General features: G+C 69.0%; 25 protein-coding genes and 1 tRNA gene. 10 read left to right on the top strand and 16 right to left on the bottom strand.

The window, feature by feature from the left end:
- Positions 1 to 6: 6 nt before the first annotated feature.
- The 6 genes from IAE60_RS16195 to IAE60_RS16170 form a co-directional block, all read right to left on the bottom strand.
- Positions 7 to 858 (bottom strand): alpha/beta hydrolase family protein, encoded by an 852-nt coding sequence (locus tag IAE60_RS16195; RefSeq protein WP_187573027.1) that lies wholly within the window; start codon positions 856 to 858, stop codon positions 7 to 9.
- Positions 855 to 1,664 carry a bifunctional hydroxymethylpyrimidine kinase/phosphomethylpyrimidine kinase gene (thiD, locus tag IAE60_RS16190; RefSeq protein ID WP_187573026.1) on the bottom strand — a complete coding sequence of 270 codons (810 nt, stop codon included), beginning with the start codon at positions 1,662 to 1,664 and terminating at the stop codon, positions 855 to 857. The genes IAE60_RS16195 and thiD overlap by 4 nt, the downstream gene beginning before the upstream one ends.
- Positions 1,665 to 1,699: 35 nt before the next feature.
- Positions 1,700 to 2,377, bottom strand: coding sequence for a YoaK family protein (locus IAE60_RS16185; RefSeq protein ID WP_185896585.1), 678 nt, complete (start codon positions 2,375 to 2,377; stop codon positions 1,700 to 1,702).
- A 21-nt stretch (positions 2,378 to 2,398) separates the two neighbouring features.
- Positions 2,399 to 3,796: a PhoH family protein gene (locus IAE60_RS16180; RefSeq protein ID WP_187573025.1), complete on the bottom strand. Its 1,398-nt coding sequence runs from the start codon at positions 3,794 to 3,796 to the stop codon at positions 2,399 to 2,401.
- Positions 3,797 to 3,911: 115 nt separating this feature from the next.
- The gene (locus IAE60_RS16175) at positions 3,912 to 4,397 is read right to left on the bottom strand and encodes a peroxiredoxin (protein WP_187573024.1); all 486 of its coding nucleotides are present in this window, start codon (positions 4,395 to 4,397) and stop codon (positions 3,912 to 3,914) included.
- 2 nt (positions 4,398 to 4,399) lie between these two features.
- Positions 4,400 to 4,960 (bottom strand): glycine cleavage system transcriptional repressor, encoded by a 561-nt coding sequence (locus IAE60_RS16170; RefSeq protein WP_056881142.1) that lies wholly within the window; start codon positions 4,958 to 4,960, stop codon positions 4,400 to 4,402.
- A gap of 180 nt (positions 4,961 to 5,140) precedes the next feature.
- Between IAE60_RS16170 and dapA the strand changes: the two genes are divergently transcribed.
- Both dapA and IAE60_RS16160 read left to right on the top strand, forming a co-directional pair.
- Complete coding sequence (gene dapA / locus IAE60_RS16165) at positions 5,141 to 6,049, top strand: 4-hydroxy-tetrahydrodipicolinate synthase (RefSeq protein ID WP_187573023.1); 909 nt, start codon at positions 5,141 to 5,143, stop codon at positions 6,047 to 6,049.
- Between the two features lie 15 nt (positions 6,050 to 6,064).
- Entirely contained in the window at positions 6,065 to 6,562 is a 498-nt protein-coding gene (locus IAE60_RS16160; RefSeq protein WP_185896583.1) for a hypothetical protein, read from the top strand.
- Between the two features lie 69 nt (positions 6,563 to 6,631).
- Here the strand turns inward: IAE60_RS16160 and fdxA are convergent, their stop codons facing one another.
- The gene (gene fdxA / locus IAE60_RS16155) at positions 6,632 to 6,955 is read right to left on the bottom strand and encodes a ferredoxin FdxA (protein ID WP_162110889.1); all 324 of its coding nucleotides are present in this window, start codon (positions 6,953 to 6,955) and stop codon (positions 6,632 to 6,634) included.
- A 302-nt stretch (positions 6,956 to 7,257) separates the two neighbouring features.
- Here fdxA and IAE60_RS16150 point away from each other — a divergent pair, with 302 nt between their 5' ends.
- Entirely contained in the window at positions 7,258 to 7,965 is a 708-nt protein-coding gene (locus tag IAE60_RS16150; protein ID WP_187573022.1) for a pirin family protein, read from the top strand.
- Positions 7,966 to 8,026: 61 nt separating this feature from the next.
- Here the strand turns inward: IAE60_RS16150 and IAE60_RS16145 are convergent, their stop codons facing one another.
- From IAE60_RS16145 to IAE60_RS16110, 8 genes are all read right to left on the bottom strand, one after another.
- Entirely contained in the window at positions 8,027 to 8,185 is a 159-nt protein-coding gene (locus IAE60_RS16145; protein WP_162110887.1) for a DUF1427 family protein, read from the bottom strand.
- Positions 8,182 to 8,412 (bottom strand): XapX domain-containing protein, encoded by a 231-nt coding sequence (locus tag IAE60_RS16140; RefSeq protein WP_185896581.1) that lies wholly within the window; start codon positions 8,410 to 8,412, stop codon positions 8,182 to 8,184. The genes IAE60_RS16145 and IAE60_RS16140 overlap by 4 nt, the downstream gene beginning before the upstream one ends.
- Entirely contained in the window at positions 8,409 to 10,043 is a 1,635-nt protein-coding gene (locus IAE60_RS16135; protein WP_187573021.1) for an MFS transporter, read from the bottom strand. Before IAE60_RS16135 ends, IAE60_RS16140 begins: the two co-directional genes overlap by 4 nt.
- A 2-nt stretch (positions 10,044 to 10,045) precedes the next feature.
- Complete coding sequence (locus tag IAE60_RS16130) at positions 10,046 to 11,902, bottom strand: amidohydrolase (RefSeq protein WP_187574785.1); 1,857 nt, start codon at positions 11,900 to 11,902, stop codon at positions 10,046 to 10,048.
- 88 nt (positions 11,903 to 11,990) lie between these two features.
- On the bottom strand, positions 11,991 to 12,440 hold the full coding sequence (locus tag IAE60_RS16125; RefSeq protein ID WP_162110883.1) for a DoxX family protein: 450 nt from the start codon (positions 12,438 to 12,440) through the stop codon (positions 11,991 to 11,993).
- 11 nt (positions 12,441 to 12,451) lie between these two features.
- The gene (locus IAE60_RS16120; RefSeq protein WP_162110882.1) at positions 12,452 to 13,108 is read right to left on the bottom strand and encodes a hydrolase; all 657 of its coding nucleotides are present in this window, start codon (positions 13,106 to 13,108) and stop codon (positions 12,452 to 12,454) included.
- Positions 13,109 to 13,197: 89 nt separating this feature from the next.
- Positions 13,198 to 13,797, bottom strand: a complete 600-nt coding sequence (wrbA, locus tag IAE60_RS16115) for an NAD(P)H:quinone oxidoreductase (protein WP_187573020.1) — start codon at positions 13,795 to 13,797, stop codon at positions 13,198 to 13,200.
- 52 nt (positions 13,798 to 13,849) lie between these two features.
- The gene (locus IAE60_RS16110; protein WP_162110880.1) at positions 13,850 to 14,314 is read right to left on the bottom strand and encodes a helix-turn-helix transcriptional regulator; all 465 of its coding nucleotides are present in this window, start codon (positions 14,312 to 14,314) and stop codon (positions 13,850 to 13,852) included.
- 252 nt (positions 14,315 to 14,566) lie between these two features.
- On the opposite strand from IAE60_RS16110, the gene IAE60_RS16105 reads away from it, so the two are divergent.
- Positions 14,567 to 15,184: a response regulator gene (locus IAE60_RS16105; RefSeq protein WP_187573019.1), complete on the top strand. Its 618-nt coding sequence runs from the start codon at positions 14,567 to 14,569 to the stop codon at positions 15,182 to 15,184.
- A 157-nt stretch (positions 15,185 to 15,341) separates the two neighbouring features.
- Here IAE60_RS16105 and IAE60_RS16100 read toward each other — a convergent pair.
- Positions 15,342 to 15,416: transfer RNA gene (locus IAE60_RS16100), tRNA-Glu, on the bottom strand.
- Between the two features lie 84 nt (positions 15,417 to 15,500).
- Between IAE60_RS16100 and pcnB the strand changes: the two genes are divergently transcribed.
- From pcnB to pgi, 6 genes are all read left to right on the top strand, one after another.
- The gene (gene pcnB, locus IAE60_RS16095; protein ID WP_187574784.1) at positions 15,501 to 16,847 is read left to right on the top strand and encodes a polynucleotide adenylyltransferase PcnB; all 1,347 of its coding nucleotides are present in this window, start codon (positions 15,501 to 15,503) and stop codon (positions 16,845 to 16,847) included.
- The gene (folK, locus tag IAE60_RS16090; RefSeq protein WP_187573018.1) at positions 16,844 to 17,335 is read left to right on the top strand and encodes a 2-amino-4-hydroxy-6-hydroxymethyldihydropteridine diphosphokinase; all 492 of its coding nucleotides are present in this window, start codon (positions 16,844 to 16,846) and stop codon (positions 17,333 to 17,335) included. Before pcnB ends, folK begins: the two co-directional genes overlap by 4 nt.
- Before the next feature lie 17 nt (positions 17,336 to 17,352).
- On the top strand, positions 17,353 to 18,165 hold the full coding sequence (gene panB, locus IAE60_RS16085) for a 3-methyl-2-oxobutanoate hydroxymethyltransferase (protein ID WP_185896573.1): 813 nt from the start codon (positions 17,353 to 17,355) through the stop codon (positions 18,163 to 18,165).
- A gap of 36 nt (positions 18,166 to 18,201) precedes the next feature.
- On the top strand, positions 18,202 to 19,044 hold the full coding sequence (gene panC, locus IAE60_RS16080; protein WP_162108578.1) for a pantoate--beta-alanine ligase: 843 nt from the start codon (positions 18,202 to 18,204) through the stop codon (positions 19,042 to 19,044).
- Positions 19,045 to 19,146: 102 nt separating this feature from the next.
- Complete coding sequence (gene panD / locus IAE60_RS16075) at positions 19,147 to 19,527, top strand: aspartate 1-decarboxylase (protein ID WP_162108577.1); 381 nt, start codon at positions 19,147 to 19,149, stop codon at positions 19,525 to 19,527.
- 1 nt (position 19,528) lies between these two features.
- Positions 19,529 to 21,040 carry a glucose-6-phosphate isomerase gene (gene pgi, locus IAE60_RS16070; protein ID WP_187573017.1) on the top strand — a complete coding sequence of 504 codons (1,512 nt, stop codon included), beginning with the start codon at positions 19,529 to 19,531 and terminating at the stop codon, positions 21,038 to 21,040.
- The last annotated feature ends 74 nt before the right edge of the window (positions 21,041 to 21,114 follow it).

The following is a 21,114-nucleotide window of genomic DNA, read 5'->3' as shown; positions in this document are numbered from 1 at the left end:
GCCGGCTCAGGACAGCAGCGCGTCGACGACGGCCTGCGGCTGCTTCATCCACGCGAAGTGGTCCGCGCGCGTGCCCAGGGCGGCGTGATGCAACGTGTGGACGCGGGCCGGTGCGTCGGGCATCTTCGCCATCAGCGCGCGCAACGAACTTTCCGGTGCAAGCCAGTCGTCGTCGAACAGCACCCCGTCGATCGGCGTGCGGACCCGGCGCAGCCCCGCTTCCAGATCGACCGGCCAGCCGGCGGCGCGATACCGGCCGCTGAGCCCCACGCGTGCCCAGTCGGCGATGAGACTGCGTGCTTCATCGCCGCCGAAGCCCAGCCGCCGTCCCGGCAAGGCACCGCAGGCGCGCGCCAGCCAGGGCGCGAACCGGTAGAAGAACGGCAATGCGTAGCCGCGAGGCGTGGGAAACGTGCGCCAGTAGGGCGTACCGCTGCCGACCAGCCAGAGCCCGGCGAAGGCATCGGGATGCTGGCCCAGGTGGCAGGCGGCGAGTTGTCCGCCCAGGCTGTGGCCGCCGATGCGGTGAGGAATGTCCGGTAGCCGGGCCTGCAGCGCCGCGTGGCTGAGGGGCAGGTCCGTGCCCAGCAGTTCGTGGTAGCCCCAATCGTTGCGCCGTCCGGCGCGCAGCGAGCTGCTGCCATTGCCGCGCCATTCGTGCACGAATACCGCCATGCCCCGCCCGGCGAGCAACGCCGCGAAAGGCAGATAGTGGCGCGCCGCGACGCCCAGCGCCGGGATCCACAGCAGGGCGGAGGAGGCCTGCGCGGGGATGCAGGCGATCAGCGTGCAGGCATGGCCGTCCTGTGCCTGCAGGGCGATGTCTTCCTGCACGACCTGCCGTTCGGTGACGTTCATGCGCGCGGCGCGGCTCCGACGTGGTCGAGGACCAGGATGTCGCTGCGTCCGGGCCGGTAGCCGCCGCGCAATGCGGCGTGCACGTAATCCGACGCGGCCAGGCACGCCTCCTTCATCGGCATGCCCTGCGCGCGGCGCGCGGCGATGGCCGATGCCAGCGTGCAGCCGGTGCCATGCGCCTCCAGCGGCAGGCGCGGATGCGATGTCTCGGCAAGACCGCTCTCGTCGCAGTACAGGTCCACCACGTCGGCGTCGCCGGGCAGGTGTCCGCCCTTGAGGAAGACCGCCCGCGCACCCAGCGCCAGCAGATCGCGTGCGGCCTGGCGCATGGCGGTCGCGTCGGCGATGGCGCGGCCCAGCAGCAGCTCGGCCTCGGGAAGGTTCGGCGTCACCACGTGCGCCAGCGGCAGCAGCTGCATGCGCATCGCCTGCAGGGCGCTGTCTTCCAGCAGTTTGGCGCCGCTGGTGGCGACCATCACCGGATCGACAATGACGGCGGCAGGGCGATGCGCGTGCAGGGCGTCGGCCACCACGCCGATCACTTCGGCCGTGGCCAGCATGCCCAGCTTCACCGCGTGGATGTCGAAATCGTCGAAGCAGGCGTCCAGCTGCGCGCGCAGGAAATCCATCGGCGGCACGTTCACCGCAGTCACGCCGCGCGTGTGCTGCGCCGTGAGTGCGGCGATGGCGGACAGCCCGTGCACGCGGTGCGCGGCGAAGGTCTTGAGGTCGGCCTGGATGCCGGCGCCGCCGCCGGAATCGGAGCCGGCGATGGTCAGGGCGGAAACCACGGAAGGCGAAGTCATGCGTGGATTGTGCCATCCGCGCGCCGGCCTGCGCGTCAGGGCGGCGTCTGTCCGGCCTGCACCCATTGCCGGTACAGCACGTACCCGATGCCGGTGCTTCCCGTCAGCAGTGCCGGCGCGAGCAGCGCGTCGTAACCCCAGTGGCGATAGAACCACGCCCCCAGTACGCCACCGCCCAGGAAGCCGCTGATGATCAGGCCGCTGAGCGTCAGCCGGCGCATCGGCAATGGCATGCCACGCAGCAGGTGCCCCAGGCCGATGCCCAGGTCGGTGAACATGCCGCTCAGGTGCGTGGTGCGTACCGCCGCGCCGCTGTAGGTGGTGACCATCGCGTTCTGCAGTCCGCAGGCCATCGCGGCCAGCAGCGCGCCCCAGATCTGCTGCTGCTTGAACAGGGGAATCGCGAGCAGCAGCAGCGCCGCCTCCAGTGCCAACGCCACCCCGTAGCGGCGTCCCAGTTTCAGCGTCTGGTCCTGGATCACCAGCCCACTCAGCATCGCGCCCACGCAGAAGGCGATCAGCATGCCCCACAGGTGCACGATCGCGCGCAGGTCGCCCTGCGCGAGCGCGGCCCCGAGCAGGCTGGTGGTGCCGGTCAGGTGGCTGACCGCCTGGTGTTCGAAACCCAGGTAGCCGATGACGTTGACCATGCCCGCCACGCAGGCCAGCGCGACGGCACCGATCCAGACCCAGCGGGGGAGGTGAAGGCCCATGACGTCGGCGATCGCGTCCGCTTAAAGCACTTCAGACGCGTAGTCCGCCAGGCGCGAGCGCTCGCCACGCCGCAGCGTGATGTGCGCGCTGTGCGCCCAGTTCTTGAAGCGGTCCACCGCGTAGGTCAGGCCGGATGTCGTCTCCGTCAGGTAGGGCGTGTCGATCTGCTCCACGTTGCCCAGGCAGACGATCTTGGTGCCCGGGCCCGCGCGCGTGATCAGCGTCTTCATCTGCTTGGGGGTGAGGTTCTGCGCCTCGTCGAGGATCAGGTAGCGCGACAGGAACGTGCGCCCGCGCATGAAGTTCATCGAACGGATCTTGATGCGCGAGGCGAGCAGGTCGTTGGTCGCCGCGCGCCCCCAGGCGCCGCCTTCCTGGTTGTGGGTCAGCACTTCCAGGTTGTCGGTCAGCGCGCCCATCCACGGCGTCATCTTTTCCTCTTCCGTGCCGGGCAGGAAGCCGATGTCCTCGCCCACGCTGACGGTGGCGCGGGTCATGATGATCTCGCGGTAGCGCTGCTGGTCCATCGTCTGCGCCAGGCCGGCCGCCAGCGCGAGCAAGGTCTTGCCGGTGCCGGCGGTGCCGAGCAGGGTGACGAAGTCGACTTCCGGGTCCATCAGCGCGTTGAGCGCGAAGTTCTGTTCGCGGTTGCGCGCATTGATGCCCCACACCGCGTGCTGGCTGTGGCGGAAGTCGTCCACGATCTGCAGCGTGGCCTTGTCGCCCTCCACCCGCGCCACGCGGAACTCGGATTCGTCGTCGCCCGGCAGGTAGAGGTACTGGTTGGGATACCAGCCAGCGTCTTCGGCCATCGTCACTTCGTAGTACGTGCGGCCCTTGTCGGTCCACGACCGCAGGTCCTTGCCGTGGCGCTGCCAGAAGTCCGCCGGCAGGGCGGTCGCCCCGGTGTACAGCAGGCTGAAGTCGTCCAGCGCGCGGTCGTTCTCGTAGTCCTCCGACACGATGCCGGCGATGGCCGCCTTGATGCGCAGGTTGATGTCCTTGGAGACGAACACCACCGGGATCTCGGGGTGTTCTTCCTTCAGGGCCAGGATCGCGCCGAGGATGGCGTTGTCGGGGATCACCGCGCCAAAGCTCTTGCCCGCCTCGAAGTGGCTGGTCTGGAAGCGCAGCAGGCCGGCGCTGCTGGTGTTGCGCAGCTGCAGGCCGCTGGGCTGCACCAGCGGGATGCCGTCGGCCAGGTTGTCCAGGCCCGATGCCTGGACCAGTTCGTTGAGGAAGCGGCTGACCTGCCGCGCGTTGCGGCTCGCTTCGGAGGTGCCCTTCTTGCCGTTGTCCAGTTCCTCGATCACCTGCATCGGCAGGTAGACGTCGTGTTCCTCGAACTTGAACAGCGCGGTGGGGTCGTGCATCAGCACGTTGGTGTCCAACACATAGATACGCTTGCTACGGGTCATTCGGGCAACCTCATCGAGGAAGATGTGTGAACACGGGCGACTTTTCCGCGGACAGCAGCGAACCACCATGACCCGCCGCGGCGCGGGATGGTGTGTGAAGGGGAAGGGGATTCGGTCACTGGGCCTGGTGGGCCTTCAGGGCGTCCAGCACGGCCTGGGCATGGCCGGGTACCTTCACGCCGCGCCATGCCTGCGCGATGCGGCCGTCCGGCGAGATCAGGAAAGTGCTGCGCACCACGCCCAGCACCTTGCGGCCGTACATGTTCTTTTCGTGGATCACATCGAAGGCCTTGCACAGCGCTTCGTCGGCGTCGCTCACCAGCGGGAACCTGAAACCCTGCTTGGCGCAGAAGTTGTCGTGCGACTTCACCGAGTCGCGCGAGACGCCGAGCACCGTGGCGTTGAGCTTCTTGAACGCCGGCAGCAGCGCGTTGAAGTCCAGGCCTTCGGTGGTGCAGCCCGGCGTGCTGTCCTTCGGGTAGAAGTACAGCACCAGCCAGGCGCCGGCGTAGTCGGCGAGGGTCGCGGTATCGCCGCCGGACAGCGCCAGCGGCAGTTTCAACGTCGATTTGGGCAGGGCGTTCGCGCTTTTTGCCGTCATCGTCAGAACTTCATGGGATCCATGATCGCGTCCAGGTTGAGGTGGTCGCAGAATTCGAGGAAATCGTCGCGCAGCGCGGCGATGTGCATGTTGGCCGGCACCCCGATGGTGACCTGTGCCGAGAACATCTCCGCACCCGTCTGCATGGCGCGGTAGCGCGTGCTCTGCAGGTTCTCGATGGTGATGCCCTGGCGGTCGAAGAAGTCGGCCAGCTGGAACAGGATGCCCGGCTTGTCGGCCGCCACCACTTCCACGATGTACGGCAGCAGGTTGGACTGCACCACCTTCGGCCCGGTGCGGTAGAACACCAGCTTCAGGCCCTCGTCGCGCTCCAGGCGCGACAGCATGGCCTCCAGCTTGGCGACGGCGTCCCAGGAACCCGTGGCCAGCGCCGTGACGGACACGTCGCGCCCCACGGTGGCCAGCCGGGCGTCCACCAGATTGCAGCCGCTGTCGGCGATCCGGCGCGTCACCGACAGGAGCGGCGATTCCGGATGCGTCGTGTAGGCGGTGATCAGCAGGTGGTTTTCGGTCGGCGAAGGCCGGGGCGTGGAATCGGTCAAAGGAGCTTCCGGCGTTGCGGTGAGGCTGAATGGCGGCCGGGCAGCGGCCCGACGACGCAGGCAGCATACTTGCCCGCCCTTTGAGCCCGCAAGTAACATGCGGCGGACATTGCAGGCGGACCGGGATGACCGCGCTCACGGGCGCTTCCGGTGCGCCGGATCCCCACCGAGAGCCCGACCTTGCACCTTTCTGGCAGCATCACCGCACTGGCCACGCCATTCCTGGCGTCGGGCGAACTCGATCTGCAAGCCTGGCGCGCGCTGCTCCAGCAGCAGATCGACGGCGGCACCCAGGGCGTGGTGGTGGCGGGCTCCACCGGCGAGGCCGCGGCCCTGTCCGACGAGGAATACGACACCCTGCTGCGGATCGCGGTGGAGGAGGTGCGCGGGCGCATCCCGGTGCTCGCCGGTACCGGCCAGATGAACACCGCCAGGACCATCGCCGCCACCCGGCGCGCCGAGACGAGCGGTGCGCAGTTCGCGCTGGTGGTGACGCCTCCCTATGTACGTCCGACCCAGGCAGGCCTGCTTGCGCATTACCGTGCGGTCGCCGACCAGGGCGGCCTGCCGGTGGTGCTCTACAACGTGCCCGGCCGGACCGGCTGCGACCTGCTGCCCGAAACCGTGGCGGCGCTCGTGGACCACCCCGGCATCGTCGGCATCAAGGAAGCGCGCGCCGAGCCCGAGCGCATGGCGGCGCTGCTCGCGTTGCGACGTGATGGATTCGCCATTCTCAGCGGCGACGACCCGACGGCAGGCCGCGCGATGCTGGCCGGCGCCGATGGCCTGATTTCGGTGGGCTCCAACGCCTTGCCGCGTACCTTCCGCCGGCTGTGCGATCTGGCCCGCGCAGGCCGGGCCGACGCCGTGGCCGCGCTCGATGCGCAGCTGCAGGAGATCTACGGCTTCCTCGGGGTGGAGTCCAATCCCATCCCGGTAAAGGCGCTGCTGCAGCGGGCGGGCTTCGGCCAGGGCCTGCGCCTGCCGCTGCTGCCGCTGTCCGCCCCCCATATCGCTACCGCCGACCGCCTCGCCACGCTGGTGCAGGTGCTCGAAGCACAATCCAGCCGCGACGATCTCGCGGCCTGAACCCAGGAGAACTCCATGCGTCATTCGTCTTCCCTCGTGCGTCCGCTGGCCCTGGTGCTGCTGGTCGTTTCCGTCGCCGGCTGCTCATGGTTCAAGAAGGGCGCCAAGGGCGATTACGCACTCGCGCCGGAAGCGCGTCCGCTGGAAGTGCCGCCGGATCTCAACCTGCCTAACACCAGCGGTGCGATGCAGGTGCCGAACGTGGGTCCGGCCGCGTCGTCCGCGGGCGCCGCGACGAATGCCGCGGGCGGCTTTACCGTCGGCGGTAGCCGCGATGAAGCGTTCACCCGCGTGGGTGAGGCGCTGGCCGGTATCGAGGGCGTGGCCATCGCCAGCCGCGCGCAGCTGCTGGGCACGTACGACGTCAGCTACGAGGGCGCCAGCTTCCTGGTGCGCGTGAGTGCGGTCGATGCCGGTGCCTATGTGTCGGCAGTCGATCCGCGCGGCCTGCCGGCCACCGGCGCGGCGCCGACCAAACTGCTGGCGGCGCTGAAGGCGAAGCTGGGCGGCTGATCCGCCCGCTTCACTGGAACGAAAAAGGGCGCCTTCGGCGCCCTTTTTCATTGCCGCCGTGGAAGCGGATCAGCGTTCGAGCAGCGGCAGCTTGCCCGGCTTGCCTTCCCATTCTTTCGCGTCGGGCAACGGATCCTTGCGTGTGGTGATCACCGGCCATGCGCGCGACAGTTCCGCGTTCAATGCCACATAGCCTTCCTGGCCCGCAGGCACGTCGTCCTCGGGATAGATGGCGTTGATGGGGCATTCGGGTTCGCACAACGTGCAGTCGATGCATTCGTCCGGGTCGATCACAAGGAAGTTCGGACCTTCGTGGAAACAGTCCACCGGGCAGACCTCCACGCAGTCGGTGTACTTGCACTTGATGCAGTTTTCGGTGACGACGAAGGGCATGAAGACGCGGCTCTAACGGAAACCGCGCAAGTTTAATGCACGCGGCAGGCGATGGCGCATCGAATATCCGTCTGATCGGTGCCCGCGTGCCGGCGCTGCGACGCCGTGTCGCAGCCTGCGGTGGGCGTAGGCGGCGCACGCATGTCCGCGATCGTGTGCGGGCCTGCCGCTACGCTTGCCGCGCGGAGGCTCGGATTGTCTTATATTCATAAATAGAACAATCAATAAATATTCTGGTTGTTTATTCCATGAATGTTGATGTTCATGCTGTGCACCACACCCAACCTCCAAGGAGTTCCGCCATGATCACCCTCCGTCCTGCCCATGAGCGCGGCCACGCCAACCATGGCTGGCTGGATTCCTGGCACAGCTTCTCCTTTGCGAACTACTTCGACGACAAGCACGTCCACTGGGGGCCGCTGCGCGTCATCAACGAGGATCGTGTGGCCGCCGGCCGCGGCTTCGGCGAGCATGGCCACCGCGACATGGAGATCATCAGCTACGTGCTGGAGGGCGCACTGGGTCACAAGGATTCGATGGGCAACAGCTCCAGCATCGTGCCCGGCGACGTGCAGCGCATGAGCGCTGGCACCGGCGTGCAGCACTCGGAGTTCAACTACAGCGAAACCGGCACCACGCATTTCCTGCAGATCTGGATCATCCCCGATCGCCAGGGCGTGAAGCCCTCGTATGAAGAGAAGTCGTTCCCCGCCACCGACAAGCAGGGCCGCCTGCGTCTGGTCGTCAGTCCCGACGGTGCCGACGGCTCGGTCAGCATCCACCAGGATGCCCGCATGTACGCGGGCCTGTTCGATGGCAGCGAGAAGGCGGAACTGCGCCTGGCGGATGGCCGGCTCGGTTACGTGCACATCGCGCGTGGCGAAGCGACCGTCAACGGGCAGGCCCTGAAGGCCGGCGACGCGCTGCTGTACCGCGACGAGCCGCTGGTCATCATCGAACGTGGCATCGGCGCCGAGGTCCTGGTGTTCGACCTGCCGACGATGCAGTAAGCGTCGCCATGCGGCGAAGGGAAGGGCGCGCCTGTCGTGCCCTTTTCCGTTCGGGCCGTTGTCAGCCCAGCAATCGGTCTGCGGCCAGGAAACCCGCCGTCATCGCCACCACCAGCAGCGCACCCTGCAGACGCGGAGGTGCGGGCACCGGGATGTCGAGCCAGCGGCAGGCGATGCCGATGGCGAGGGCGAGCATGATGCCCACCAGCGCCGTGATCATGGCCTGTCGCTCCGCACGCCGTGGCCGGTCGGCCCGCCGCAGTCGCGTCGATGCCGCGCTTCGCGCCGGACCAGCGCGCGGTCGGCCAGCATGTAACCGCTGGTCATAGCCACCACCAGCAACGCGCCGACCAGCACCGGCGGTGCCGGCACCGGTACGCCGAACGCACGGCAGCCGAAACCGATGGCGAAGCCGAGCAGCAGGCCGGCGATGAATTTTCCGTTCAAGCAAGGCCTCCTTGGGCGGGAGCAGCGGAGGGCGGGGCCACGCCCGGTGCGCCGCCGATGAAATGCCGTACCAGGGGGCGCTGCGCGGGGTCGGCCAGCGTCTCCAGCAAGGCGTCCTGGATGGCTCGCTCGTCCTCCGTCACGCGTTCGTGCTGGCGCAGGTGTTCGCGCCACGAAGCATCGACGAAATACTCCAGATATACGCCGGGTTGCGTGCTGTCCTCGGCCACGCCCCATTGCAGCGCGCCGTTGCGGCGGCGCGCGCGTCCGAGCGGTTGCATGCGCTGCAGGAAGGTCGTGCGCCGTGCGGGGTCGATGCGGTATTCGACCGTCACCAGCACCGGGCCGCGCTCGTCCTCCAGCTCGGGACTGACGATCGGTTGCGGCCAGTGCCCCGATGGCGTGACGTTCACCCGCGCCGCCTCGCCCAGCCGGAACCGCAGGCCGAACAGCGCGGCCAGGGCGGTCCCGACCGCGGCGGCGGCGAGCGCGACAGGCGTTCCGAAGGCCTGTGCGGCCGCGCCCCAGCCCAGGCTGCCGACGGCCATGCCGGCGGAGAACACCACGATGTACAGCGAAAGCGCGCGCGCCCGCACCCAGGCCGGCACGGCAGTCTGCGCGGCGATCTGCAGCGAGGACAGCACCGCGATCCACGCGAAGCCGGCCAGCAGCGCCACCGCATACAGCAGGTGGATCCAGCGCAGCAGCGCGACGCCCAGCGTGCACCCCGCGTAGGCAAGCGTCGCCACCAGCACCAGGCGGTCGGGATCCAGGCGCGTGCGCAGGCCCGGCAGCACCATCGCCCCGGCGATCGCGCCCGCGCCGATGCAGCCCAGCAGCAGGCCATAGGTGCCTGCGCTTGCCTGCAGGTCCTGCTTCACCACGATGGGCAGCAGGGCCGTGAGGGCGCTGGCGAAGGTGAAGAATCCCGCCGCCTTCACCAGCACCGCCTGCAGCACGCTGGCCTGCGTGGCATAGCGCAGGCCAGCTCGAAGCGCCACGCCGAAGGTTTCCGGCGGCAGTGCGGTGGCGACGGGAATGCGGCGCCAGCGCCACAACACCACGGCCACGCCGAGGAAGGTCAGCGCGTTGACGGCGAACGCCCACGCGATGCCGGCCTGTGCCACGATCAGGCCGCCCAGCGCCGGTCCGATCGCGCGCGCGATGTTCATGCTCAGCGATCCCAGCGCCACCGCGGGGCCGAGCATCGGCTTGGGCACTAGTTCCGGCGTGGTGGCCTGCTGCGCCGGCATCGCCATCGCTGCGCCGATGCCCAGCGCAAACGTCAGCGTTACCAGTGTCCATGGGCCCAGCCGGTCCAGATGGGCAAGCACGGCGAGCGTGCTGGCGACCAGCAGCATCCACAGCTGCGCCAGGATCAGGTAGCGGCGCCGGTCCACGATGTCGGCCAGCGTGCCGGCCACGATGGCCAGCATCACGACCGGCAACGTGGTGGCCGACTGCACGGCAGCGACCATGAGCGGTGAATTGGTCGTCTCGGCCATGATCCACGCGGCGGCGACATCGTGGACCCACGTGCCGATGTTGCCGACCAGGATCGCGAGCCACAGCGCGCGGAACGTGGGCTGCCCCAGCGGGGACCACGGGCCGTGAGTCGCAGGCGCGGACATGCTCAGAACGCGAAGCACGCGCAGCCGAGCGCGCCCCAGAACGCCTGCAGGTCGCGCGTGGGCACGGCGTGGTGCGCCGCATGGCGGTGGCCCGCGTGGTCGTGCGCATGCACGCGGCATGCGGGGCCGTGCGCCTGTGCCAGGGCCGCGCGGGCCTGCGCCAGCGTGCCGCCCTGGTAGCCGCCGAAGCGGTTGACCGGTGACCAGTCCGGCATAGGCGCCGGCAACGCGGGCGCGTGCGGCGCGAACGGTCCCGTGCCGTGCACGATGCGGCCGCCGACCACCGTCAGCATGCTGGTGATGTCAGGGATGTCGTCCTCGGCCACCGTGAAGTAGTCGGCCGACAGCAGCGCGCAATCGGCGAACTGGCCCGGCGCCAGCCGCCCCTTGCGTTCCTGCTCGGTGGAGAACCACGCACTGCCGTGCGTCCACAGCTGCAGCGCTTCCTCGCGCTCCAGCCGGTTGTCGTCGCCGTACATCTGCAGTCCGCCCAGCGTGCGCCCGCTGACCAGCCAGTACAGCGCCACCCACGGGTTGTAGCTGGCGACACGGGTGGCATCGGTGCCGGCGCCGACCGGCACGCCGGCCTGCAGCATCCGCCGGACGGGCGGCGTATGGCGCAGCGCGTCGTTGCCGTAGCGTGCGGCGAAGAATTCGCCCTGGTAGGCCATGCGGTGCTGGATGGCGATGCCGCCGCCGAGCGCGCGCACGCGATCGATGTTGCGCGGCGAGATGGTTTCCGCGTGATCGACGATCCAGTGCAGGCCGTCGAACGGCACGTCGCGGTTCACCTGTTCGTACACGTCGAGCACGCGGGTGATGCTCTCGTCGTAGGTGGCATGGATGCGGAACGGCCAGCGCTGTTCGGCGAGGAAGCGCACCACGTTCGCCAGCTCGCCTTCCAGCGTTGCCGGCAGGTCGGGGCGTGGCTCGCGGAAGTCTTCGAAGTCCGCCGCCGAGAACACCAGCATCTCGCCCGCGCCGTTGTGGCGCAGCAGGTCGTCGCCCTGGCCGGGCCGCACCATCTTCGACCAGCGCTGGAAGTCGGCCAGCTCCTCGCCCTTCTTCTGGGTGAACAGGTTGTAGGCGATGCGCACCGTCAGCTGCCCGTCGGCGTGCAGCTGCTCGATGATCCGGTAGTCCTCGGGATAGTTCTGGAAGCCGCCGCCGGCATCGATCACCGAGGTGATGCCCAGGCGGTTGAGCTCGCGCATGAAGTGCCGCGTGGAGTTGAGCTGGTACTCGGCCGGCAGCTTCGGTCCCATCGCCAGCGTGGCGTACAGGATCAGGGCGTTGGGTTTGGCCAGCAGCAGGCCGGTGGGATTGCCGGCGCGGTCGCGCTGGATCTCGCCGCCCGGCGGGTTCGGCGTGTCTTTGGTGTAGCCCACCGCGCGCAAGGCGGCGCGATTGAGCAGGGCGCGGTCGTACAGGTGCAGGATGAAGACCGGCGTGTCGGGTGCCGCGGCGTTCAACTCATCCAACGTGGGCAGACGTTTTTCGGCGAACTGCGATTCGCTGAAGCCGCCGACCACGCGCACCCACTGGGGCGCCGGCGTGACGGCGACCTGCGCCCTCAGCATCGCCATCGCGTCGGCGAGCGAGCGCACGCCGTCCCAGCGCAGTTCCAGGTTGTAGTTCAGGCCGCCGCGGATCAGGTGGGTGTGGCTGTCGTTGAGACCGGGCACCAGACGGCGCCCGCCGGCATCGATGACGCGTGTGTCTTCGTTGGCATGCGCCATCACCTGGGCCTCGTCGCCGACCGCCAGCACGCGGCCATCGGCGAAGGCGATCGTGCCGGCGGAGGGCAGCGCCGTGTCGAGCGTGGTGATGCGCGCATTGCGCAGGATCAGGTCGGCCATGCGGGAATCTCCGGGGCGGGCATCACGGGGCAGCGCCGCGAGCGTGGCGGCCGCCGCCACGCTTTTCAGCAGGTGGCGGCGCGTATCGTCAACGGCCATGCGCCATTCCCTGGCGTGTCGCGTCCATGGACAAGCTTCCGGGCCCGGTCAGGGCGACGCTCAGGTGCGCCAGCAACCACAGCAGCGGGTACTCGATGCCGCCGTGCATCCAGAACCAGCCGTGCGAGAGGTTCAGCGCCACGGTGACGCCAAGGAAGGCCGCCGAACCCAGGGCCGCAATGCGCGTGAACGCACCGACGGCCACCATCAGGCCGAGGGCGGTCTGCAGCGCGGCGAGCAACAGCGGCAACGGTGGCGCAGAAGGCAGGCCGAAGTGCTGGAGTTCGGCCGCGAAACCCGCGATACCAGGCCCGCCGAACCAGCCCAGCAACTTGCCCAGGCCATGCGGCAGCAGGAAGCCGCCGGCGGCGAGACGCAGCACCAGCAACCCAGCCGATGTCGTGCCTGCATGCGCGACGGAAGCGGTGTGGGCGACCATCGTGCGTGCCGTCAGTGCCCGCCCTCGGACGCGCCGAACATGCTCTTGGCGTACTGGATGCCCAGGCCGTAGCCGCCGCCGTGCAGCTTGGCGATGCCGGTCGTGAGGTCGTACGTCGCGCTGCGTGCCCAGTCGCGCTGAAGCTCCAGCAGGTACTGCACGCTGGTCAGCGGCCGGACGCCGGCCTGGATCATGCGCTGCATCGCGCGTTCGTGCGCTTCGTCGGTGACATCGCCGCAGGCGTCGGCGATCACGTACACCTCGAAACCCTGGTCCAGCGCCGACAGTGCCGGCCCGACGATGCAAACGCTGGTCCACAGGCCGCCGAGCACGATCCGGCTCTTGCCGGACGCATTCACCGCAGCGACAACGGCCGCATCTTCCCAGCAGTTCATGGTGGTACGGTCGAGTACGTCCGCGTTCGGGAACGCTTCGGGGATTTCCGGGAACAGCGGGCCGGAGAAGGATTTTTCCGCCACGGTCGTCAGCAAGGTCGAGACGCCGAACCCGGCGGCGCCCTTGGCCACCAGCGCGACGTTGTTGCGCAGCATGGCCACATCGATCGAATGCGTGGCGAAGGCCATCTGCGACTGGTGGTCGATCAGGACCAGGGTGTGGTCGGCCGGCGTGAGCAGGGTCTTGCCGGCGGCGGGAGAAGCGGTGGGCATGTCGGGCTCCTGGCGTGAAGGAAGAATCTCGCCACTGTCGCGGACATGCGCGCACGCGGATTGCACCGGCGTGCGCGCTGATGCGCGCGTCAGCCGTGCAGCTTGATCGCGGTCTCGGCCACACGCCGGCCCTGGTAGCGCGCGGCGTCCAGTTCGTTCTGGGTCGGCTGGCGCGATCCGTCGCCACCGGCGATGGTGGTCGTGCCGTAGGGCGAGCCGCCGGTGACTTCGTCCAGTTTCATCTGTCCGGCGAAGCCGTAGTCCAGCCCCACGATCACCATGCCGAAATGCAGCAGGTTGGTGATGATGGAGAACAGCGTGGTTTCCTGGCCGCCATGCTGGGTGGCGGTGGAGGTGAACGCGGCGCCGACCTTGCCGTGCAGGGCGCCCTTGGCCCACAAGCCGCCGGCCTGGTCCAGGAAGTTGGCCATCTGCGACGCCATCCGCCCGAAGCGGGTGCCGGTGCCGACGATGATGGCGTCGTAGTCGGCGAGCTCGGCGATGGTCGCCACGGGTGCGGGCTGGTCGAGCTTATAGTGCGACTTCCTCGCCACGTCCTCCGGCACCAGTTCCGGTACGCGCTTGATGTCGACGCTCGCGCCACCGGCGCGCACGCCCTCGGCCACGGCGTGGGCCATGGTTTCGATATGCCCGTAGGCGGAGTAGTAGAGGATCAGGACCTTGGCCATGGCAGGACTCCAACGGGAGAGGGGACGTGCCGCACGCGGCGGACGGGCAGGGTTACGCGGAGCGGGTTACCGGCGCGTGCAGGTGGCAGAACTCGCGCGGCGAATAGCCCGTCATCCGACGGAAGGTGCGGGTGAAATGGCTCTGGTCGAAGAAGCCCAGCGATGCCGCCGTCGCCGAAATCTTCTGCGGGCCGCGGGCCAACTGTTCCTGCGCCAGCGCGATGCGTTTGGCCAGCACGAACTCCATGGGGCTGCGCCCCGTGCTGACGCGGAACAGGCGGGCGAAGTGGAAACGGCTGATGCACGCGGCGCTGGCGATGTCGGCCAGGGTGATCGTGTCGCCGATGTGGCGCTCGATGTAATCCAGCGCACGCCCCAGCGCCCGCGGACTCAGGCCGCGGGCGCTGGCCTGGACTTCATGGCGGTCGAGGCGTGCCGACCCGGAGGTGGTGGTGGGAATGAAGGGGAAGGGCGGCGCGACGGTCTCGCGCAGGAACAGGGACGGGGGAGCATCCACGGCGGTGTCCTCGGGCGACGATGACGGGAGGCGCCTGCCGCGACAGGGGGATGGCCGGGGACGGGCAGGCGGGTGCCATGGTGCGTGCCTCCTTGCAGTGCGAGTACCCCCATCAGGGCGGGCCGACGCTCACTCGAATGGGGGTGGGCAATCCCCGATGCGGCTCCCGCAGTTGCCCGTGCGGTGACCGCCCCCGTATCGTGATATGACACGTTCCCTACCCGGTGCCCGGCGCCGCGCCTCCTGCTTCCCATGCCGATCCGCATCCTGACCGTCGATGACCATCCCCTGCTGCGCGAAGGCATCGCGGCGGTGATCGAAGGCCAGCCCGACATGCAGCTGGTCGGCGAAGCCGCCAGCGGCCTGGAGGCCCTGCAGGTCTTCCGTGACTGCCGCCCGGATGTGACGCTGATGGACCTGCAGATGCCCGGGATGGGCGGGGTGGAGGCCATCGGCGCCCTCCATCGCGAGTTCCCGGAGGCCAAGGTGGTGGTGTTGACCACCTACCAGGGCGATGCGCAGGCGCTGCGTGCGTTCAAGGCCGGGGCGGCGGGTTACCTGCTCAAGAGCATGCTGCGGCGCGAACTGGTGGACACCATCCGTAGTGTGCACGCCGGCCGCCGCCGCATGCCGCCCGAGATCGCGGCGGGCATCGCCGAACATGCCACCGACGACGCACTGAGCCAGCGCGAGATCGAGGTGCTGCGGCAGGTGGCCGACGGCAACGGCAACAAGCGCATCGCCCAGCTGCTCGGCATTTCCGAGGAAACGGTGAAGGCGCACATGAAGAACATCCTGTCCAAGCTGGACGCCAACGACCGTACCCACGCGGTGACGATCGCGGTCAGGCGCGGCATCTTCGATCTCTGAGGCGCGAGCGCCCGGCGGCGCGCGATGGTGCAGGGGGAGGCGGCCGGAGCCGGGTTTGCCGGGGTCGGCCGCGCCGGCACAAAGACAAGACCCCGCCGTAGCGGGGTCTGGTTTCGATGCACGGGCTGCGGCTCTCAATACGCGGCGCCTGGCCGGATGGCGCTCCCTAGGGGACTCGAACCCCTGTTTTAGCCTTGAGAGGGCCACGTCCTAACCACTAGACGAAGGGAGCGTTTTTGGTGAAACCGGCGTAGCGGATTAGTATAGGCGGCGGCACCGCCCAGGGCAATCCATCCGGGCCGCCGCGTGACCCCTTCTGCATGGAACCGCCACTATTACGCCGTCCACCGCTCTGCGAACCATCCCGCGCGACCAGCACACCATCTCGCGCAAGGACATCAGCCCGAACGCGCTGCGCGTGCTCTACCGCCTGCGGGACGCCGGTTTCCAGGCCTATCTGGTCGGCGGCGCCGTGCGGGACCTGCTGGTCGGCGGCCACCCCAAGGATTTCGACGTGGCCACCGACGCCACGCCCGAGCAGGTGCGCCAGCAGTTCCGCAACTGCCGCCTGATCGGCCGCCGCTTCCGCCTGGCGCATGTGGTGTTCGGGCGCGAGATCATCGAGGTCGCCACCTTCCGCGCCAACGTCGACGACGGTAGCGGCGACCGCGAGATGGACAACGGCCGGCTGGTGCGCGACAACGTCTACGGCACCGTGGAGGACGACGCGGTGCGCCGCGACTTCACCGCCAACGCGCTTTACTACGCCATCGATGATTTCTCGGTGCGCGACTACGTCGGCGGCTTCGAGGACACGATGGCGCGACGCCTGAAGCTGATCGGCGACCCCGAGCAGCGCTATCGCGAGGATCCGGTGCGCATGCTGCGCGCGGTGCGCCTGGCCGCCAAGCTGGGTTTCGAGATCGACGCGGACACCGCCGCCCCGATCGCGCCGCTGGCGCCGCTGCTGGCCGAAGCCGCGCCGGCCAGGCTGTTCGAGGAGATATTGAAGCTGTTCCTGTCGGGGCATGGCGTCGCCAGCTTCGAAGGGCTGGAGCGCTTCGGCCTGCTGAAGGTGCTGTTCCCCGAGACGGCGGCCGCGCTGTCCTCCAACCGCAGTGGTGCATTGCGCCGGATGGTGCTGGCGGGTCTGGCCGGCACCGACCAGCGCGTGGCCAACGACGAGCCGGTGTCGCCTGCGTTCCTGTTCGCCCTGCTGCTGTGGCCGGCCTACTGCCGCGCGCTGATGGGCCTGCAGGCGCAGGGCGTGCACGCCGAGGAGGCGCAGCGCCGCGCGGCCGACCGCGTCACCCTGCATCAGTTGAATACCGTGGCGCTGCCGCGCCGCTTCTCGCTGCCGATGCAGGAGATCTGGCTGCTGCAGACCCGCTTCGGCAACCGCCAGCGCAAGCGGGTGATGCGCCTGCTGTCGCATCCGCGCTTCCGGGCCGCCTTCGACTTCCTGGTGCTGCGGCTCGCGGCTTCGCCCGAGCACGCCGAGGACGTGGCGTTCTGGCGCGAGGCGCAGGCCCAGTCAGGCGAGGAACTGGCGGTCGCGCTCGGCGTCGCCCCGGCAGCCGATGCGATCATCGACGAGGACGCACCGCCTTCCAAGCGTCGCCGTCGCCGCCGTCGCCGCAGCACGGCCGCGTCGCCGGAATGACGCCCGCCATCCGGGCCGCCATTGGCCTGGGCGCCAATCTGGGCGATGCCGTCGGTACCTTGCGAGGAGCCGTCGAGGCGCTGGCCGTGCAAGACGGTGTGACGCTACGCGCGGTGTCGCGCTTCTACCGCACGCCGGCCTGGGGCCGGCAGGACCAGCCCGACTTCGTCAACGCCGTGGCGCTCGTGGACACGTCGCTGGCACCGCGCGCGCTGCTGGACTTGCTGCTGGCGGTGGAAGCCGAGTTCGGCCGCCATCGCATCGCCGGTGAGCGTTGGGGCCCGCGTACGCTGGACCTGGACCTGCTGCTGTTCGGCGATGCGGTGATCGATGCGCCGGGCCTGCGGGTGCCGCACCCGCACCTGCATGAACGCGCCTTCGCGCTGGTGCCGTTGCTGGATGTGTGGCCGGACGCCCGTATCCCGGGTTACGGCGATGCACGGGATGCTGTGTCCGCGCTGGAAATGTCCAACATCCATCCGCTATGAGTGGATAATACGGCGCTATGAGCACGCACGCCGACAGCAAGCCCTGGACCGTCCCCGCACTCGCCGATGCCAAGCGCGAGGGGCGCAGGCTGGTGATGCTGACGGCGTACGACAACAGCTTCGCCCGCGTGCTGGATGCCAACGGCGTGGACCTGGTGCTGATCGGCGACTCGCTCGGCATGGTGGTGCAAGGGCACGATTCCACGCTGCCGGTGACGGTGGACGACATCGTCTACCACACGCGCGCCGTCGCCCGCGGCCTCAACCGTGCGCTGCTGGTGTCCGACCTGCCGTTCCAGTCCGACGCCACGCCCGAGCGGGCGCTCGACGCCGCCATCGCGTTGCTGCAGGCCGGTGCGGAGATGGTCAAGCTGGAAGGCGCAGGCCACAAGCTGGACGTCATCCGCTTCCTCGCCGAACGCGACATCCCGGTGTGCGCGCACCTGGGCCTGACCCCGCAGTCGGTGCTGAAGTTCGGCGGTTACCGCGTGCAGGGCCGCGACGAGGCCGCCGCCGCGCGTCTGCGCGAAGAGGCACGCGCCGTTGCGGAGGCGGGCGCGCAGCTGCTGGTGCTGGAATGCGTGCCGTCGTCGCTGGCGGCCGCCATCACCGCCGACCTCGCCATTCCCACCATCGGCATCGGTGCCGGGCCCGGCTGCGACGGGCAGGTGCTGGTGCTGCACGATTTCCTCGGCCTGGATACGGGCCACCGGCGTCCGAAGTTCGTCAAAGACTTCCTCGCCGAGGGCGGTTCCGTGGCGGGCGCGGTGCGCGCCTATGCCGACGCGGTGCGCAGCGGGGCGTTCCCCGACGACGCCCATTCCTACTGACCGCGCCGCGCGCAACCACACGCCACAGGGGCCACGATGATCGAGACCATCACCGAGCTGGAGGCGCTGCGTGCCCGCGTCAGGGAATGGAAGCAGCAGGGCCTGCGGGTCGGTTTCGTGCCCACGATGGGCAACCTGCATGCCGGGCACTATTCGCTGGTGATGCTGGCGCGCCAGTATGCCGACCGCGTGGTGTCCAGCGTGTTCGTCAATCCGACCCAGTTCGGTCCCAACGAGGACTTCACCCGTTACCCGCGCACACCGGAAGCGGACATGAGCGGGCTCGAAGGCGCCGGCTGCGATGTCCTGTGGCTGCCGACGGTGGAATCGATGTATCCGTTCGGGGTCGAACTGGCGGCCAATGTACATGTGCCCGGCGTGAGCGGCGTGCTGGAAGGCGCGCATCGCCCCGGTCACTTCGATGGCGTATGTACCGTGGTGAGCCGGCTGTTCAACCAGGTGCAGCCCGACGTGGCGGCCTTCGGCAAGAAGGACTACCAGCAGCTCGCGGTGATCCGGCAGCTGGTCACCGATCTGGCATTCCCGGTGCAGATCGTGGCGGGCAGCATCGTGCGCGAGGCCGACGGCCTGGCGATGAGTTCGCGCAACCAGTACCTGTCCGCCGACGAGCGTCCGCGCGCGGCCGAGATCCGCAAGGCGTTGGTCGCCATGCGCGATGGCCTGCTCGCCGGCCTGACGCGCGCGCAGGTGGAAGCCGACGCGGCACGGCGGCTCACCGAGGTCGGGTACGCGGTGGACTACACCGTGGTCCGTCGCCCCGACCTGAGCGAACCGGTCGACGGCGAACCCGGCGCGCGGGTCGCCTTGATCGCGGCCAGGCTGGGGCGCACGCGGCTGATCGACAACCTGGAGTTCTGACGGCGCCAGCGCCGGCGGCGGACGCGGTGTTGCACGACCATGCACGCCGCTCCAGGCGCAAGGGGCTAAACTTCGCGTCCCCCGATCCAGATTCCGCCCGCCATGCACCTCAGCCTGCTCAAGACCAAGATCCACCGCGCGACCGTCACCCATTCGGAGCTGAACTACGAAGGCTCCATCGCCATCGACGGCCTGCTGCTGGACGCCACCGGCATCCGCGAATTCGAACAGGTCCACATCTGGGACGTCACCAACGGTGCGCGCTTCTCCACCTATGCGATCCGCGCGGATGAGGGCAGCGGCATCATTTCGCTCAACGGCGGCGCCGCGCGCCACGTGCAGGTGGGCGACCTGATCATCATCGCGGCGTTCGCGTCGATGAGCGAGCAGGAGGCCGACCAGTTCCAGCCCACGCTGGTGTACGTGGACGGCCAGAACCGCATCACCCACACCAACCGCAGCATCCCCAAGCAGGCCGCCTGACATGAGCCAGGGTTTCGACGCGCTGCAGTCCCACGCCACGCGCCTGCGTGGCGCCCCCTTGAGCGATCTGCTGGCGCGCGAGCCCGAGCGCGTGGCCGCGCACGCCGTGCGCAGCGGACCCCTTTACTTCAACTTCGCCCGCCAGTCCTACGACGCGTCCGCGTGGCAGGCCCTCGTGGAGCATGCGCGGCAGGCGGACCTGGCCGCCGCTTTCCGCCGCCTGTTCGACGGTGAGAAGGTCAACGTCACCGAAGACCGTGCCGCACTGCATACCGCGCTGCGCGGGCGGCATTCCGACACCGCCGTCGCGCGCGAGGCGCACGAAAGCGCGTTGCAGGTGCGGGCGCGGATGGCGGACCTGATCGCACAGCTCGAGGCCAGCGACATCACCGACATCGTCAGCGTCGGCATCGGCGGTTCCGACCTGGGGCCGCGGCTGGTGGCCGATGCGCTGCGCGATCCGCTGCCGGGACGCTTCCGGGTGCATTTCCTGTCCAACGTTGATGGCGCCGCCGCGCAGCGAACGCTGGCGCCGCTGGACCCCGCGCGTACCGCGGCGATCCTGATCTCGAAGACGTTCAGCACCCAGGAGACCCTGCTCAATGGCGGCATCCTGCGCGACTGGCTGGGTGGCAGCGAGCGACTGTATGCCGTCAGCGCGAATCCCGAGCGCGCCGCCGCGGCCTTCGACATCGCCCCCGGATGCGTGCTGCCGATGTGGGACTGGGTAGGCGGCCGCTATTCGCTGTGGTCCGCAGTCGGCCTGCCGATCGCGCTGGCGATCGGCTTCGACCGTTTCGAGCGTCTGCTGGCCGGTGCGTCGGCCTTCGATGCGCATGCCGTCAACACGCCGCTGGCCGACAACATCGCCGTGCGCCACGCGCTCACGGCGGTGTGGAACCGGAATGTGCTGGGCCATGCGGCGCAGGGCGTGATGACCTACGACCAGCGCCTTGCGCTGCTGCCGGCCTATCTGCAGCAGCTGGTCATGGAGAGCCTGGGCAAGTCGGTGAAGCTGGATGGCACCCCGGTCGGCGTCGATACCGTGCCGGTATGGTGGGGCGGGGCAGGCACGGATGTGCAGCACAGCTTCTTCCAGGCGCTGCATCAGGGCACCGGCATCGTACCCCTGGATTTCGTGAGCACGGTCAGCAGCGACGCGCCGTATGCCGAGAACCACCAGGCGCTGCTGTCCAACCTGCTGGCCCAGAGCGAGGCGCTCGCGAACGGGCAGCGCAGCGACGATCCGCACCGCAGTTACGCCGGCGGCCGACCGAGCACGCTGATCCTGCTGGATGCGCTGACACCGGAAGCGCTGGGCGGTCTGATCGCGATGTACGAGCACAGCGTCTACGCGCAGTCGGTACTGTGGGGCATCAACGCGTTCGACCAGTTCGGCGTGGAACTCGGCAAGCAGTTGGCCAATGGCCTGCTGCCGGCGCTGAAGGGCGAAACCGAGGCAAAGGATCCGGTGACCCGGGCGCTGCTGGCCGAGATCGCCGCGCGCGGGTGAGTTGCCCGCAGCACTGCTTTCGTCCGGAACGTGTGGGAGCGACGTAAGTCGCGAGCGTTTGGCTTGGCGCTCTT

The sequence above is a fragment of the Pseudoxanthomonas mexicana genome (assembly GCF_014397415.1).
GTDB classification, from domain to species: domain Bacteria; phylum Pseudomonadota; class Gammaproteobacteria; order Xanthomonadales; family Xanthomonadaceae; genus Pseudoxanthomonas_A; species Pseudoxanthomonas_A mexicana.
The sequence above is the reverse complement of the archived record's forward strand: the minus strand, read 5'-3'. Positions and strand labels throughout refer to the sequence as shown.

Coding starts and splice junctions, on each gene's coding strand:
- IAE60_RS16195 (WP_187573027.1), bottom strand. CDS start 858: ATGAACGTCACCGAACGGCAGGTCGTGCAGGAAGACATCGCCCTGCAG.
- thiD (WP_187573026.1), bottom strand. CDS start 1,664: ATGACTTCGCCTTCCGTGGTTTCCGCCCTGACCATCGCCGGCTCCGAT.
- IAE60_RS16185 (WP_185896585.1), bottom strand. CDS start 2,377: ATGGGCCTTCACCTCCCCCGCTGGGTCTGGATCGGTGCCGTCGCGCTG.
- IAE60_RS16180 (WP_187573025.1), bottom strand. CDS start 3,796: ATGACCCGTAGCAAGCGTATCTATGTGTTGGACACCAACGTGCTGATG.
- IAE60_RS16175 (WP_187573024.1), bottom strand. CDS start 4,397: ATGACGGCAAAAAGCGCGAACGCCCTGCCCAAATCGACGTTGAAACTG.
- IAE60_RS16160 (WP_185896583.1), top strand. CDS start 6,065: ATGCGTCATTCGTCTTCCCTCGTGCGTCCGCTGGCCCTGGTGCTGCTG.
- fdxA (WP_162110889.1), bottom strand. CDS start 6,955: ATGCCCTTCGTCGTCACCGAAAACTGCATCAAGTGCAAGTACACCGAC.
- IAE60_RS16150 (WP_187573022.1), top strand. CDS start 7,258: ATGATCACCCTCCGTCCTGCCCATGAGCGCGGCCACGCCAACCATGGC.
- IAE60_RS16145 (WP_162110887.1), bottom strand. CDS start 8,185: ATGATCACGGCGCTGGTGGGCATCATGCTCGCCCTCGCCATCGGCATC.
- IAE60_RS16135 (WP_187573021.1), bottom strand. CDS start 10,043: ATGTCCGCGCCTGCGACTCACGGCCCGTGGTCCCCGCTGGGGCAGCCC.
- IAE60_RS16130 (WP_187574785.1), bottom strand. CDS start 11,902: ATGGCCGACCTGATCCTGCGCAATGCGCGCATCACCACGCTCGACACG.
- IAE60_RS16125 (WP_162110883.1), bottom strand. CDS start 12,440: ATGGTCGCCCACACCGCTTCCGTCGCGCATGCAGGCACGACATCGGCT.
- IAE60_RS16120 (WP_162110882.1), bottom strand. CDS start 13,108: ATGCCCACCGCTTCTCCCGCCGCCGGCAAGACCCTGCTCACGCCGGCC.
- wrbA (WP_187573020.1), bottom strand. CDS start 13,797: ATGGCCAAGGTCCTGATCCTCTACTACTCCGCCTACGGGCATATCGAA.
- IAE60_RS16105 (WP_187573019.1), top strand. CDS start 14,567: ATGCCGATCCGCATCCTGACCGTCGATGACCATCCCCTGCTGCGCGAA.
- folK (WP_187573018.1), top strand. CDS start 16,844: ATGACGCCCGCCATCCGGGCCGCCATTGGCCTGGGCGCCAATCTGGGC.
- panB (WP_185896573.1), top strand. CDS start 17,353: ATGAGCACGCACGCCGACAGCAAGCCCTGGACCGTCCCCGCACTCGCC.
- panC (WP_162108578.1), top strand. CDS start 18,202: ATGATCGAGACCATCACCGAGCTGGAGGCGCTGCGTGCCCGCGTCAGG.
- panD (WP_162108577.1), top strand. CDS start 19,147: ATGCACCTCAGCCTGCTCAAGACCAAGATCCACCGCGCGACCGTCACC.
- pgi (WP_187573017.1), top strand. CDS start 19,529: ATGAGCCAGGGTTTCGACGCGCTGCAGTCCCACGCCACGCGCCTGCGT.